General features: G+C 70.0%; 12 protein-coding genes. 10 read left to right on the top strand and 2 right to left on the bottom strand.

What is annotated here, in order from left to right; translation table 11 throughout:
- Positions 1–255 precede the first annotated feature (255 nt).
- On the top strand, positions 256–1,107 hold the full coding sequence (locus AB0959_RS02225; RefSeq protein WP_366824326.1) for a DUF4184 family protein: 852 nt from the start codon (positions 256–258) through the stop codon (positions 1,105–1,107).
- Between the two features lie 32 nt (positions 1,108–1,139).
- On the opposite strand, the gene AB0959_RS02220 is transcribed toward AB0959_RS02225, so the two are convergent.
- Together AB0959_RS02220 and polA are read right to left on the bottom strand one after the other, a co-directional pair.
- Positions 1,140–1,346, bottom strand: a complete 207-nt coding sequence (locus tag AB0959_RS02220; protein ID WP_366824325.1) for a hypothetical protein — start codon at positions 1,344–1,346, stop codon at positions 1,140–1,142.
- 182 nt (positions 1,347–1,528) lie between these two features.
- The gene (gene polA / locus AB0959_RS02215; protein ID WP_366824324.1) at positions 1,529–4,255 is read right to left on the bottom strand and encodes a DNA polymerase I; all 2,727 of its coding nucleotides are present in this window, start codon (positions 4,253–4,255) and stop codon (positions 1,529–1,531) included.
- 296 nt (positions 4,256–4,551) lie between these two features.
- Here polA and AB0959_RS02210 point away from each other — a divergent pair, with 296 nt between their 5' ends.
- The 9 genes from AB0959_RS02210 (at position 4,552) to AB0959_RS02170 (ending at position 14,574) form a co-directional block, all read left to right on the top strand.
- Entirely contained in the window at positions 4,552–6,831 is a 2,280-nt protein-coding gene (locus AB0959_RS02210; RefSeq protein WP_366824323.1) for an FdhF/YdeP family oxidoreductase, read from the top strand.
- 79 nt (positions 6,832–6,910) lie between these two features.
- Positions 6,911–7,399: a hotdog fold thioesterase gene (locus tag AB0959_RS02205; protein WP_366824322.1), complete on the top strand. Its 489-nt coding sequence runs from the start codon at positions 6,911–6,913 to the stop codon at positions 7,397–7,399.
- A gap of 84 nt (positions 7,400–7,483) precedes the next feature.
- The gene (locus AB0959_RS02200; RefSeq protein WP_366824321.1) at positions 7,484–7,921 is read left to right on the top strand and encodes a hypothetical protein; all 438 of its coding nucleotides are present in this window, start codon (positions 7,484–7,486) and stop codon (positions 7,919–7,921) included.
- Positions 7,918–8,556 carry a Tat pathway signal sequence domain protein gene (locus AB0959_RS02195; RefSeq protein ID WP_366824320.1) on the top strand — a complete coding sequence of 213 codons (639 nt, stop codon included), beginning with the start codon at positions 7,918–7,920 and terminating at the stop codon, positions 8,554–8,556. The genes AB0959_RS02200 and AB0959_RS02195 overlap by 4 nt, the downstream gene beginning before the upstream one ends.
- Positions 8,557–8,837: 281 nt before the next feature.
- Positions 8,838–10,067 carry a branched-chain amino acid ABC transporter substrate-binding protein gene (locus AB0959_RS02190; protein WP_366824319.1) on the top strand — a complete coding sequence of 410 codons (1,230 nt, stop codon included), beginning with the start codon at positions 8,838–8,840 and terminating at the stop codon, positions 10,065–10,067.
- Between the two features lie 112 nt (positions 10,068–10,179).
- Entirely contained in the window at positions 10,180–11,112 is a 933-nt protein-coding gene (locus AB0959_RS02185; protein ID WP_366824318.1) for a branched-chain amino acid ABC transporter permease, read from the top strand.
- A gap of 5 nt (positions 11,113–11,117) precedes the next feature.
- Complete coding sequence (locus tag AB0959_RS02180) at positions 11,118–12,944, top strand: branched-chain amino acid ABC transporter permease (protein WP_366824317.1); 1,827 nt, start codon at positions 11,118–11,120, stop codon at positions 12,942–12,944.
- Between the two features lie 5 nt (positions 12,945–12,949).
- The gene (locus tag AB0959_RS02175) at positions 12,950–13,861 is read left to right on the top strand and encodes an ABC transporter ATP-binding protein (protein ID WP_366824316.1); all 912 of its coding nucleotides are present in this window, start codon (positions 12,950–12,952) and stop codon (positions 13,859–13,861) included.
- Positions 13,858–14,574, top strand: coding sequence for an ABC transporter ATP-binding protein (locus tag AB0959_RS02170; protein ID WP_366824315.1), 717 nt, complete (start codon positions 13,858–13,860; stop codon positions 14,572–14,574). Before AB0959_RS02175 ends, AB0959_RS02170 begins: the two co-directional genes overlap by 4 nt.
- Positions 14,575–14,608: the final 34 nt, after the last annotated feature.

Below are 14,608 nucleotides of genomic sequence, written 5' to 3'. Positions count from 1 at the left end.
CGACGCTCATCGGTTGCCCCGTCATCGGCGTTTGATCGCGCTCCCCGCACCGTGACCCAGGTGACCCTACGACAACTTCCATCGCGTCAACACCCGTTCGTGCCCGTTATTCACCGGTTGGCCATATCCGTTCCGCCGGGATCCGGTGCCCTCCATTCCGGTGCCCTTGAGGCGGACGGCGCCGCGTCGCGCATACTGGCGGGCAGTGATCACCGGGCGGGGGCGCCCGGCCAACACCCGTCGCAGGGGGACGACTTGCCCTTCACGCTCAGCCACGCGGCCGCCGTCCTGCCCGCCGTGCGCCTCGACGGGACCGGCCGTGGGCCGCTGGTGCCCTCGCTGCTCGTCGCCGGTTCGTTCGCGCCCGACATGACCTACTACGCGGCGAGTGTGCTGCCCGGAGCGATGGAGTTCGGGGATTTCACCCACTCTTTCACCGGGGTTCTCACGTTCGACGTCCTCGTCTCCTGGGCTCTGGTGGGGATGTGGCTGGTCCTGCGCGAACCGTTGGTCGCCCTGCTGCCCCGGCATCGCCAGGGCCGGGTGGCGGCACTGGTGCGGTGCGGGGCGGGACATGAGCGCCTGCGCGGGCGTTCACGCCCGTCCGAGGTGGTGTGGTGGTACGTCTCGGCGGCGCTCGGTGCGTTGACGCACGTCGTCTGGGACGCGTTCACGCACCTCGACCGGTGGGGGATGCGCCTGTTCCCCGTCCTGGGGCGGGAGATCGCGGGTTCACCGCTCTACTGGTACCTGCAGTACGGCGGTTCGGCCGTGGCCGCCGTCGTGCTTGTCGTCTTCGTGGTGCTGGCCCTGCGCCGGCAGCCGTCCCGGAAGCCCGACGGCGTGCCCGCGCTGTCCATGGCGGACCGCCTGGTGGCCGGCCTCGTGATCGGCGGATGCGCGCTGGCGGCCGCGGTGCAGCGGGTGACCCGGTGGTGGGAGTACTGGGGCACCACCGCGAAGCCGTACGAGGTGATTCCCACGCTGTGCTTCGGCGCCGGAGCGGGGCTCGTGCTCGGGCTCATGCTGTACGGGGTCGGGGTCAGGGTGTGGCGCCCGGTGCCCGCGCCCCCGGGTGATGCCGTGGTGGAGCGCGTGTCCCGCTGACCGCGTGCTGTGTTCGTTGACGCCCCCGTCGCTCAGGGCCGTGCGGCCGTGCGTGAGAGCGCCGTGGAGGCCTGTTCCGCCGCGCGGGCGAGGTCGCGCTGGGTGCGGAAGAGGGCGACGTCTTCGGGGATACGGGGTGTGCTGGCGTCGAGCGCGTAGACGGGTGCCCGTCCGAGCAACGCCGAGACGAGGACGCCGGCGGTCGTTGCGGTACGGCGGCGGAGCGTGCGTATGCCCATGCCCGCATCCTTGCGCCGCGCGCCCGCCGGGGGCGCCCTCTTGAGGGCCAGGTGGGTGACGTTTTCCAGGGGTCTCGATGACTCCGAACGGGTGACGTGGGGGCGGCATGAGGGCCCGGCACCCACGGGGTGCCGGGCCCTCGTCGCGGTGCCCGTATGCCGTCCGCTGCCCGCCGGAGGCGCTAGTGGGCCGCCGACTCCCAGTCAGGGCCCGAGCCGACGGAGACGTCCAAGGGCGCCCTCAGCTGCACGGCGCTCGCCATCTCGCGGCGGACGAGTTCCTCGGCCCGGTCGCGCTCGCCGGGGGCGATCTCCAGGACGATTTCGTCGTGGACCTGCAGGAGCATGCGGGAGGTGAGACCCGCCTCGCGCAGCGCCCGGTCGACGTTCAGCATGGCGATCTTGACGATGTCGGCGGCCGTGCCCTGGATCGGGGCGTTCAGGGCCATGCGCTCGGCGGCCTCGCGGCGCTGGCGATTGTCGCTGTTGAGGTCGGGCAGGTAGCGGCGGCGCCCGAAGAGCGTCGCCGTGTAGCCGGTCGCCCGGGCCTCGTCGACCGCCCTGCGCAGGTAGTCCCGTACGCCGCCGAAGCGCTCGAAGTAGGCGTCCATCAGAGCGCGGGCCTCGGCCGCCTCGATGTTCAGCTGCTGGGAGAGACCGAACGCCGACAGCCCGTACGCCAGGCCGTACGACATCGCCTTGATCTTGCGGCGCATCTCCGCGTCCACCACGGACTGCTCGACGCCGAACACCTGCGAGGCCGCCGTGGTGTGCAGGTCCTCACCGGACGTGAACGCCTCGATCAGGCCCGCGTCCTCCGAGAGGTGGGCCATCACGCGCAGCTCGATCTGGCTGTAGTCCGCCGTCATCAGCGACTCGAAGCCCTCGCCGACCACGAAACCCCGGCGGATGGCCCTGCCCTCGTCCGTGCGGACCGGGATGTTCTGCAGGTTCGGGTCCACGGACGACAGGCGGCCCGTGGCGGCGACCGTCTGGTTGAACGTGGTGTGGATGCGGCCGTCCGCGGCGATGGTCTTGATGAGGCCCTCGACCGTGACGCGCAGCTTCGCCTGCTCGCGGTGGCGGAGCATGATGACCGGCAGTTCGTTGTCCGTCTGGGTGGCCAGCCAGGCGAGCGCGTCGGCGTCGGTCGTGTAGCCGGTCTTCGTGCGCTTGGTCTTGGGCAGGGCCAGCTCACCGAAGAGGACTTCCTGGAGCTGCTTGGGAGAGCCCAGGTTGAACTCGTGCCCGGCCGCCGCGTGCGCCTCCTTCACGGCCTGCTGCACGGCGCCCGCGAACATCTGCTCCATGGCCTCCAGATGCGCCCTGTCCGCCGCGATGCCGTGCCGCTCCATGCGGGCGAGCAGCGCGGAGGTGGGCAGTTCGACGTCCCTCAGGAGGTCCGCCGCGCCGACCTCGTCCAGCCGCGTCCCGAACGCCTCGCCCAGGTCGAGGATCGTGCGGGCCTGCACCATCAGCACCTCGGCCTCGGCACCGTCGTCCGCGCCGAAGGCCAGCTGCCCGTCGGCCTCGGCCGCGGGGGCCAGCTCCCGGTGGAGGAACTCCAGGGACAGCGCGTCCAGGTCGAAGGAGCGACGGCCCGGCTTGACCAGGTAGGCGGCGAGGGCGGTGTCCATCGTGACGCCCTCGATCGTCCAGCCGTGCTCGGCGAAGACGCGCATGGCGCCCCTGGCGTTGTGGAGGACCTTGGGCTTGGACCCGTCCGCCAGCCAGGCCGCCCACGCGTTCTCGTCGGGCTCGTCCAGCTGGGTCGGGTCGAACCAGGCGGCCGCTCCCCCGGCGGCGGCCAGCGCGACCTCGGCCACCGCGCCCGTGCCGAGCGTCCACGAGTCGACCGTGGCCACACCGAGGACCGCCTTGCCGTGCTCGGCGAGCCAGGGGGCGAGCTCTCCCGCGCCGAGCACCGTGCCGTCCAGCTCGACGCCGCTGTCGGCGGCCGGGGTGGGGTCGGCCTCCTCGGCCCCCGGGTCGACGGCCAGCAGCCGCTCGCGCAGGGACGGGTTGCGGATCTCCAGGGTGTCCAGGACCATCGCGACGGTCTTGCGGTCGTACGGCGCGCGCTCCAGCTCACCGACCGCCTTGGACAGTTCGACCGTGCGGACCATCTCCGTGAGGCGGCGGTTGAGCTTGACGGCCTCCAGGTGGTCGCGGAGGTTCTGCCCGGCCTTGCCCTTGACCTCCTCGACGCGCTCGACCAGCTCCGCGAACGAACCGAACTGGTTGATCCACTTCGCGGCGGTCTTCTCGCCGACACCGGGGATGCCCGGCAGGTTGTCCGACGGGTCGCCGCGCAGCGCCGCGAAGTCGGGGTACTGCGCCGGCGTCAGCCCGTACTTCTCGAAGACCTTCTCCGGCGTGAACCGGGTGAGTTCGGAGACGCCCTTCGTCGGATACAGCACCGTCGTGTGCTCGGTGACCAGTTGGAAGGAGTCCCGGTCGCCGGTGACGATGAGGACCTCGAAGCCCTCGGCCTCGGCCTGGGTGGCGAGCGTGGCGATGACGTCGTCCGCCTCGAAGCCGTCGACCGCGAAGCGCTGGGCGTGCATCGCGTCGAGCAGCTCGCCGATCAGCTCGACCTGGCCCTTGAACTCGTCGGGGGTCTTCGAGCGGTTCGCCTTGTACTCGGTGAACTCCTCGGAGCGCCAGGTCTTCCTGGAGACGTCGAACGCCACGGCGAAGTGCGTGGGCGCCTCGTCGCGCAGGGTGTTGGCCAGCATCGACGCGAACCCGTAGATCGCGTTCGTCGGCTGGCCCGTCGCGGTCGTGAAGTTCTCCGCGGGCAGCGCGAAGAACGCGCGGTACGCCAGCGAGTGCCCGTCCATGAGCATGAGCCGGGGGCGGCCGCCGCCAGGGGTCTTCTCGGTCTTCTTCGATGCTGTCTCTGCCACGCCCCCGATCCTGCCACGAGCCACTGACAGTCGGGCCCGGCCGTCGTGGACGGGCACCCGGTCCCCACAGTCACAGCCGGCGGAGGCCGTCGGGCAGCACGCCTGTCACGGTGGGGAGTTTCCCCGGCACGGAGAGTCGCCGGTCCGGCCTGCCGTCGGGCCCGCGGGGCCGCGTTCCGCCTTTCGCCCTGCGGCGATCGCTGTCACTGACACGTGCGAGGATCGGAAACGTACTTCACCTCGCAGTCGGTGTGGTCGGAATCCTGCTTCACCTCGCAGTCGAAGGAGAGCGTGCGATGGCATCCAAGCCGCCGAAGGGCGATCCGGTTCAGGACGCACCGCAGGTCGCCGGGCCGAAGCACGCGGCCGCGGGGCTGCCGGCCGTCGGACACTCGCTGCGGATCTCCCAGCAGCAGATGGGCCTCAAGCGCACCGCGCTCACCCTGCTGCGCGTCAACCAGAAGGACGGGTTCGACTGCCCGGGCTGCGCCTGGCCGGAGCCGGAGCACCGGCACGCGGCGGAGTTCTGTGAGAACGGCGCGAAGGCGGTCGCCGAGGAGGCCACCCTGCGCCGGGTCACCCCGGAGTTCTTCGCCGCCCACTCGGTGGCCGACCTCGCCACCCGCAGCGGCTACTGGCTGGGCCAGCAGGGCCGGCTCACCCACCCCATGTACCTCCCCGAAGGGGGCGAGCACTACGAGCCGGTGACCTGGGACCGGGCCTTCGACATCATCGCCGAGGAGCTCACCGCCCTGGACTCCCCCGACGAGGCCCTCTTCTACACCTCGGGACGGACGAGCAACGAGGCCGCGTTCCTCTACCAGCTGTTCGCGCGCGAGTTCGGCACGAACAACCTGCCCGACTGCTCGAACATGTGCCACGAGTCGTCCGGCTCGGCACTCACCGAGACCCTCGGCGTCGGCAAGGGCAGCGTTCTGCTCGACGACCTCTACAAAGCGGACCTGATCATCGTGGCCGGGCAGAACCCGGGCACGAACCACCCGCGCATGCTCTCCGCCCTGGAGAAGGCGAAGGCGAACGGCGCGCGGATCATCACGGTGAACCCGCTGCCCGAGGCGGGCATGGAGCGCTTCAAGAACCCGCAGACCCCGCAGGGCATGGTCAAGGGCGCCGCGCTCACGGACCTGTTCCTGCAGATCCGTATCGGCGGCGACCAGGCCCTGTTCCGCCTCCTCAACAAGCTGATCCTCGAGTCGGACGGCGCGGTCGACGAGGAGTTCGTCCGCGAACACACGCACGGGTACGAGGAGTTCGCCGAGGCCGCGCGGGCCGCCGACTGGGACGAGACGCTCACGGCGACCGGCCTCACGCGCGGGCAGATCGACGAGGCCCTGCGCATGGTCCTCGCCTCGCGGCGCACCATCGTCTGCTGGGCCATGGGTCTGACCCAGCACAAGCACTCCGTGCCGACCATCCGTGAGGTGGTCAACTTCCTGCTGCTGCGCGGCAACGTCGGCCGTCCTGGCGCGGGTGTGTGCCCCGTGCGCGGTCACTCGAACGTGCAGGGCGACCGCACGATGGGCATCTTCGAGCGGCCCGCGCCCGCCTTCCTGGACGCCCTGGAGAGGGAGTTCGGCTTCGCGCCGCCCCGGGAGCACGGCTACGACGTCGTGCGGGCGATCCGCGCCATGCGCGACGACCGGGCGAAGGTGTTCTTCGCGATGGGCGGCAACTTCGTGTCGGCGTCGCCCGACACCGAGGTGACGGAGGCGGCCATGCGCCGCGCCCGTCTGACGGTGCACGTGTCGACGAAGCTGAACCGGTCGCACGCCGTCACGGGCGCGCGTGCGCTGATCCTGCCCACGCTCGGCCGTACCGAGCGGGACCTCCAGGGCAGTGGCGAGCAGTTCGTGACCGTGGAGGACTCCATGGGCATGGTGCATGCCTCGCGGGGCCGTCTGCAGCCCGCGAGCGCGCAGCTGCTGTCCGAACCGGCCATCGTGTGCCGGCTGGCCCGCCGTGTGCTGGGCGAGGACAGCCGCACACCGTGGGAGGAGTTCGAGAAGGACTACGCGACGGTCCGTGACCGCATCGCGCGCGTGGTCCCCGGTTTCGACGACTTCAACGCGCGCGTGGCCCGTCCCGAGGGCTTCGCGCTCCCCCACGCCCCGCGGGACGAGCGCCGCTTCCCCACCGCGACCGGCAAGGCGAACTTCACGGCGGCGCCGGTGGAGTACCCGGAGCTTCCCGAGGGCCGCCTCCTGCTCCAGACGCTGCGCTCGCACGACCAGTACAACACCACGATCTACGGCCTGGACGACCGCTACCGGGGCATCAGGAACGGCCGCCGGGTCGTGCTGGTCAACCCGGAGGACGCCGCCGAGCTGAAGGTCGCCGACGGCAGTTACGTCGACCTGGTCGGCGAGTGGAAGGACGGCGTGGAGCGCCGGGCGCCCGGCTTCCGCGTCGTGCACTACCCGACGGCCCGGGGCTGCGCGGCCGCCTACTACCCGGAGACCAACGTCCTCGTGCCTCTGGACGCCACCGCGGACACCAGCAACACACCGGCGAGCAAGTCCGTCGTGATCCGTCTGGAACAATCGGGAACCGACTGAGCGTTTGCTCAGCCGGGTGGCCGGCGGGCGAAAGCCGGTCCGCCACGACGAGATCCATGACGAAACGGAGCCGGGCCCCATGGGTGAGCAGCACCACGTGACGTTCCCGCAAGAGGTCATCGACGAGTACGCGGCGCTCGGCGTCGACCTCGTCGCCATGTTCTCGGCGGGGCACCTGGGCAACCGCATAGGGGTGCAGATCGTGGAGGCCTCGGCCGACCGCGTCGTCGGCACGATGCCTGTGGAGGGCAACACCCAGCCGTACGGGCTGCTGCACGGCGGCGCGTCCGCCGTACTCGCCGAGACCCTGGGCTCGGTCGGCTCCATGCTGCACGCGGGCAGCTCGAAGATAGCCGTGGGCGTCGACCTGAACTGCACACACCACCGGGGCGTCCGGTCAGGGCTCGTGACCGGCGTGGCCACACCGGTGCACCGGGGGCGTTCCACAGCGACGTACGAGGTCGTCATCAGCGACGAGCAGGGCAGGCGGGTGTGCAGCGCCCGGCTGACGTGCATGCTGCGGGACGTCAATCCGGGCGACGCGCAGTACGTGCAGCCGAAGGACTGACTCGCGGTACGTCCAGCCGAAGGGCTGACCCACCGGTGTGCGTCCGCCGTTGATCCCTGGCACCGGGCCCCTTAGCGTCATGGCATGGCAACGGGAGGGGCCCTCGGACCGGGGGCGGCGCTCGGACGGGGGCTCGGGCTGGTGCTGCTGAGCGGCGGCCTGGCCGTCGGCTGCGGGGGATCCGGAGCGGGCGAGGGGACGCCGGCCGGTGCGCGGGCCACCGCGCGAAGCGCCTCGGGCTCGCCGCCGTCACCCCGGGCCACACCTCCCGAGGAGCTGTGCGCGCGGGTCGTCGCCTACTGGTCTCGGGAAGTGCTGGACGGCGACACCTACGGCGACTACCAGTCGATGGGGCTGTCCAACGGGCAGTACGAGATCCTGCGCGACGTCGTGGACGCCGCCCGGGCCGCGAAGAAGCGGGAGAGCCGGGAGGCGGCCGAGGAGTTGATCGACCGCGGGGCACGCGAGGGCTGCGCGGACTGGTACCGCGACGGCGGTCCGGCCAAGGGCCCCTGGCAGTGAGCGGCGTCGGTCCGGTCGAGCCGGGTGAGGGCACGCGCGCGTGGGACGACGCCCCGGACGCGGGCCCGTCGCCGATCGCCGCCCCTCCCCCGCGCGGACGGCTGGCGCGGCTGTACGCCCGGCGTCGCCGTGCCGTGCTCACGTCAGCGACGGCCGTCACGCTTCTCGCGGGCGGCGGCTATGTGTACGCCACGCGTCCCCAGGCGCCGCCCCCTCCCCCTCCGCCGTACCCGTCGCAGGTGATCGGATTCACCTACCTGGGCGCGCAGCGCACCCCCGCGACCGCTCCGACCAGGAGTTTCAGCTTCGGGGTGGAGGTCACCACCCAGTCCGGACCGCCCATCACCGTGACGCGCGTGTCCCAGCCGTACGCCGCCCTTTCCCTCGTCTCGGCGCCCCGGCCGCCCTTCCGGACCAAGGCCGGCTCTCCCCGCAAGATTGTCATCACCATGCATGTAGTGCACTGCGCCAATGCACCCAGGAACGCCGGGCTGCCTTTCCTGGACGTAACTCTGCGTAATACGCGCGCAATAGAAGACCACAGTTTCATCCTGGGCGAGCGCTATGCGCACGACCTCTCAGAGGCCCTACGAGTCGCTTGCGGCAGCACACCCTCGTCATCACCAAAGCCATAGAACACTACTGAAATCACCGCTCGACACCCTGCAGGTTCTCACTATGCGGACGGGGCGAATCGGCCCGAATTCCACTCTTCCACCCACCGAGTACCGCTCTGCATTACGTCGTGTCATAACAAGAGCGTCACAGCATCGGTCAGACCCTCCTCCACGTTCCCCACACACGCTTAGAGTCACCGCCAGTCACCGCGCCATCGGATTCGAAGAAATTTCGGCCCCAGCGCTCGACTCGGCCGCTGCAACACGTAGGGCCGTGCCACCGAAAGGACTGACTGATCGTGCGTCAACGTTCGCTCATCGCCATCACCGCCGCGCTGGCGGCGGGTGCACTCACACTCACCGCCTGCGGTTCGCGCGACGAGGGCGGTTCGGACTCCTCCGGCGGCGGTGGCACCAAGGTCGTCATCGGCGTCGACGCGCCGCTGACCGGCGACCTGTCCGCGCTGGGCCTCGGCATCAAGAACTCCGTGGACCTCGCCGCCAAGACGGCCAACAAGGAGAAGACCGTCGACGGCGTCACCTTCGAGGTCAAGGCGCTCGACGACCAGGCGCAGCCCTCCTCGGGCCAGCAGAACGCCACCCAGCTGGTCGCCGACAAGGACGTCCTCGGTGTCGTCGGCCCGCTGAACTCCTCCGTGGCCGAGTCCATGCAGAAGGTGTTCGACGACGCCAAGCTGGTCGAGGTCTCCCCCGCCAACACCGGTCCCACGCTGACCCAGGGCCCGGACTGGCAGACCAAGAAGGTCCGCACGTACAAGTCGTACTTCCGCACCGCGACCACGGACGCCATCCAGGGCCCGTTCGCCGCGCAGTACGTCGTCAACGACGCCAAGAAGAAGAAGGTCTTCGTCATCGACGACAAGAAGACCTACGGCGCCGGTCTGGCGGCCACCTTCAGCGACGAGTTCAAGAAGCTCGGCGGCAAGATCGTCGGCACCGAGCACATCGACCCCGACACCAAGGACTTCTCCGCGGTCGCCACCAAGGTGAAGAACTCCGGTGCGGACGTCGTCTACTACGGCGGTGAGTACCCGCAGGCCGGTCCGCTGAGCAAGCAGATCAAGGCCACCGGCGCCAAGGTCCCCGTGGTCGGCGGTGACGGCATCTACGACCCGACCTTCATCAAGCTGGCCGGCTCCAGCGCCACCGGTGACCTCGCCACCTCCGTCGGCGCCCCGGTCGAGGACCTGGCCTCCGCCAAGGAGTTCGTCGCCGCCTACAAGGCCGGGGGCTACAAGGAGCCCTACGCCGCGTACGGCGGTTACTCCTACGACTCCGCCTGGGCGATCATCGAGGCCGTGAAGAAGGTCGTCGAGGACAACGACGGCAAGCTTCCGGACGACGCCCGCGCGAAGATCACCGAAGCCATGCAGAACGTCTCGTTCGACGGTGTGACCGGCAAGGTCTCCTTCGACGAGTTCGGCGACACCACCAACAAGCAGCTCACCGTCTACTCCGTCGAGGGCGGCGAGTGGAAGCCGGTGAAGTCCGGTACCTACACCGGCTGATCCACACCCGCACCACTCATCGAGCCGCGCGGGGCGCCGCATCACAGGCGCCCCGCGCGGACTCGCATCCGGTCACATTCCTCGACTATCCGAACGTCTCGGAGGACATGCGGTGAACGAACTGCCGCAGCAGCTGGTCAACGGCCTGCTACTGGGATCCATGTACGGGCTGGTCGCCATCGGCTACACGATGGTCTATGGCATCGTCCAGCTCATCAACTTCGCCCACGGCGAGATCTTCATGGTGGGAGGCTTCGGCGCCCTCACGGTCTACCTCTACGTGCTGCCCGACGGCACGTCCATGTGGGTGGCGCTGCCCCTGATGCTCATCGGCGGCATCCTCGTCGCCGTGCTGGTCGCCATCGGGGCGGAACGGTTCGCCTACCGCCCCCTGCGCACCGCACCACGCCTGGCCCCCCTCATCACGGCCATCGGTCTCTCCCTCGCCCTGCAGCAGGCCGTGTGGGCCTGGTACCCGGGCGCCAAGGAGTCCATCAACTTCCCCGAGATCGACGGCGGCCCCTTCCAGATCGGCAACGTCACGATCCAGACCGGTGACGTCTTCCTGGTGATCGCCGCGCCGATCAGCATGGCGGTCCTCGCGTACTTCGTGATGAAGACCCGCACCGGACGCGGTATGCAGGCCACCGCCCAGGACCCCGACACCGCCAAGCTCATGGGCGTCAACACCGACCGCATCATCGTGGTCGCCTTCGCCCTCGGCGCCACGTTCGCCGCCATCGGCGCCGTCGCCTACGGCCTGAAATACGGCCAGGTCCAGTTCCGCATGGGCTTCATCCTCGGTCTGAAGGCCTTCACCGCAGCCGTCCTCGGCGGCATCGGCAACATCTACGGCGCCATGCTCGGCGGCGTCGTCCTCGGCGTCGCCGAAGCCCTGTCCACGGCCTACATCGCCGACATCCCCGGCATGGAGCAGTTCGGCAGCCAGTCCTGGGCCAACGTCTGGGCCTTCGTACTCCTCATCCTCGTGCTCCTGTTCAGGCCGCAGGGCCTGCTCGGTGAGCGCGTGGCGGACAGGGCGTGACAACGATGACCACACAGACCACAGCACCCGAGACCCCGAGCACCCCCGTCGCCGGCGCCCCCAAGGGCCTCGTCGGCCTCCCGGAGAGCGTCGGCCGCGCGCTCGCCACCGGCGGCGGCATCCTCGCCGTGATCTCCACGTTCCTCTCCTGGACCTGGACCGCCGCGTTCCCCGGCAACCTCACCGTCTACGGCTACCCCGGCGGCCTGCAGGTCCTGGTCCTCATCGGCGGCGCCCTCACCGCGCTGTTCGGCCTCGCGTCGTACGGCGTCAAGGGCCTCGGCTGGCTGGCCCCGGCAGGTGCCGACAGCGCCCTCAAGCTGTCCGCCCTCGGCACCTTCGCCACCGCCTGGTTCACCATCATCGCCATCAGCGCCCAGCTGGGCGGCCTGGTCAACCTCGAACCCGGTGGCTGGGTCGTGGCCGTCGCCACCCTCGCCGCACTGCTCGGCGCGCTCGCGCTGCCCTTCGAGCGGCCGGAGCCCGAGCCGGCCGACCCCGAGGACACCGGCTGGGACCAGTTCCGCCACAACGCGCGCACCAACCTCGCCGTCTTCAAGGCGGCCTTCGCCTCCGGCACCGCCGCCCCGGCCCGCAAGATCCCCGCCTACGCCGAGATCCTGATCATCGTCGCGGCGCTGGCCCTCGGTCTGACCGTGTTCACGTACGGCATCGGCACCGAGTACGACGAGCTGTTCGTCGGCTTCCTCATCACCGCCGGCTTCGGCTTCGCCGCCGCGTCCAAGGCCGGGCTCGTGGCCCGGGTCTCGGCGCTCACCGGCAAGCACCGCAACGTGACGATGATCGGCGCGTTCGTCGCGGCGGCGGCCTTCCCCTTCACCCAGTCCGACGACCAGTACGCGACGATCGGCGTCTACATCCTGATCTTCGCGACCGTCGCCCTGGGCCTGAACATCGTCGTCGGCCTCGCCGGCCTCCTCGACCTCGGTTACGTCGCCTTCCTCGGCGTCGGCGCCTACACCGCGGCCATGGTCTCCGGCTCCCCCTCCTCGCCGTTCGACATCCACCTGCCGTTCTGGGCCTCCGCCATCCTCGGCGCCGTCGTCGCCATGATCTTCGGCGTTCTCATCGGCGCCCCGACCCTGCGGCTGCGCGGCGACTACCTCGCCATCGTGACCCTCGGCTTCGGTGAGATCTTCCGGATCACCGTCCTCAACATGGACGGCACCTCCGGCCCGGACATCACCAACGGCTCCAACGGCATCTCGTCGATCCCGAACCTCAACATCTTCGGCTTCGACTTCGGCGCGGAGCACACCATCGCCGGGTTCACCATCGCGCGCTTCGCCAACTACTTCCTGCTGATGCTGCTGATCACCCTGATCGTCGTGGTCGTCTTCCGGCGCAGCGGCGACTCCCGCATCGGCCGCGCCTGGATCGCCATCCGCGAGGACGAGACGGCCGCCCTGGCCATGGGCATCAACGGCTTCCGGGTCAAGCTCATCGCGTTCGCCCTGGGTGCCGCGCTCGCCGGCCTCGCCGGTACCGTCCAGGCGCACGTGACGTACACCGTGACCCCGGAGCAGTACCAGTTCGCGCACGTGGTCCCGCCGAACTCGGCGTTCCTCCTGGCGGCGGTCGTCCTCGGCGGCATGGGCACCATCAGCGGTCCGCTCGTCGGCGCCGCGCTGCTCTACCTGATCCCGGCCAAGCTCCAGTTCCTCGGCGACTACCAGCTCTTCGCCTTCGGTCTCGCGCTCGTCCTGCTGATGCGCTTCCGTCCGGAAGGCCTCATCCCGAACCGGCGCCGCCAGCTCGAATTCCACGAAGAGGCACAAGCGCCCGCAGTCCTCAGCAAGGCAGGGGCCTGACCACGATGACTACCGACACCACCACCAAGGGCGCCGCCCCCGGCGCCTCCGTCCCCGGCGAGACCGTGCTCGACGCGCGCGGGGTCACCATGCGGTTCGGCGGTCTCACCGCCGTCCGCAACGTCGACCTCACCGTCAACAGCGGCGAGATCGTCGGGCTGATCGGCCCCAACGGCGCCGGCAAGACGACCTTCTTCAACTGCCTGACCGGCCTCTACATCCCCACCGAGGGCGAGGTCCGCTTCAAGGGCAACGTCCTGCCGCCCAAGTCCTTCAAGGTCACCGCGGCCGGCATCGCCCGCACCTTCCAGAACATCCGTCTGTTCGCCAACATGACGGTCCTGGAGAACGTGCTGGTGGGCCGCCACACCCGGACCAAGGAGGGCCTGTGGTCGGCGCTGCTGCGCGGCCCCGGCTTCCACAAGGCCGAGGCCGCCTCCCGCGCACGCGCCATGGAACTGCTGGAGTTCGTGGGCCTCGCCGCCAAGGCCGAGCACCTGGCCCGCAACCTCCCCTACGGCGAGCAGCGCAAGCTGGAGATCGCGCGGGCACTGGCCAGCGAGCCGGGCCTGCTGCTCCTCGACGAGCCCACCGCCGGTATGAACCCGCAGGAGACACGGGCCACCGAGGAACTCGTCTTCGCGATCCGCGACCAGGGCATCGCGGTGCTCGTCATCGAGCACGACATGCGGTTCATCTTCAACCTCTGCGACCGGGTCGCCGTCCTGGTGCAGGGCGAGAAGCTCGTCGAGGGCGACAGCGCGACGGTGCAGGGCGACGAGCGCGTCATCGCCGCGTACCTGGGCGAGCCCTTCGAAGACGCACCCGGCAAGGAGGAGGTCGCGGAGGTCGAGGCCGCCGAGGCTGCCGCCGGGCCCACGACGGACGCCGCGCCCGGCAAGGAGAACGACCGATGACCGCACTGCTCGAAGTCGAGGACCTCCGGGTCGCCTACGGCAAGATCGAAGCCGTCAAGGGCATCTCGTTCAAGGTCGACGCCGGCGAGGTGGTCACGCTCATCGGCACCAACGGCGCCGGCAAGACCACCACGCTGCGCACACTGTCGGGCCTGCTCAAGCCGGTCGGCGGGCAGATCAAGTTCGACGGCAAGTCGCTGAAGAAGATCCCCGCGCACAACATCGTGTCGCTGGGGCTCGCCCACTCCCCCGAGGGGCGGCACATCTTCCCCCGCATGACGATCGAGGACAACCTGCGCCTCGGTGCGTTCCTGCGCAACGACAAGCCGGGCATCGAGAAGGACATCCAGCGCGCCTACGACCTGTTCCCCATCCTCGGGGAGCGCCGCAAGCAGGCGGCGGGCACGCTGTCCGGCGGTGAGCAGCAGATGCTCGCCATGGGCCGCGCACTGATGTCCCAGCCCAAGCTGCTGATGCTCGACGAGCCCTCCATGGGGCTGTCGCCGATCATGATGCAGAAGATCATGTCCACGATCGCCGAGCTCAAGTCGCAGGGCACGACGATCCTCCTGGTCGAGCAGAACGCCCAGGCCGCGCTCTCGCTCGCCGACCACGGCCACGTCATGGAGATCGGCAAGATCGTGCTCTCCGGTACGGGCCAGCACCTGCTGCACGACGAGTCGGTGCGCAAGGCGTACCTCGGCGAGGACTGACGGCTCCGGCTCCCGGCGAGGACCGACCACCCAC

Origin of the sequence: Streptomyces sp. NPDC046862 (assembly GCF_040704615.1) — a bacterium.
Classification (GTDB): Bacteria; Actinomycetota; Actinomycetes; order Streptomycetales; family Streptomycetaceae; genus Streptomyces.
Note: the sequence above shows the minus strand (reverse complement) of the source record. Positions and strands in the feature narration are given on the sequence as shown.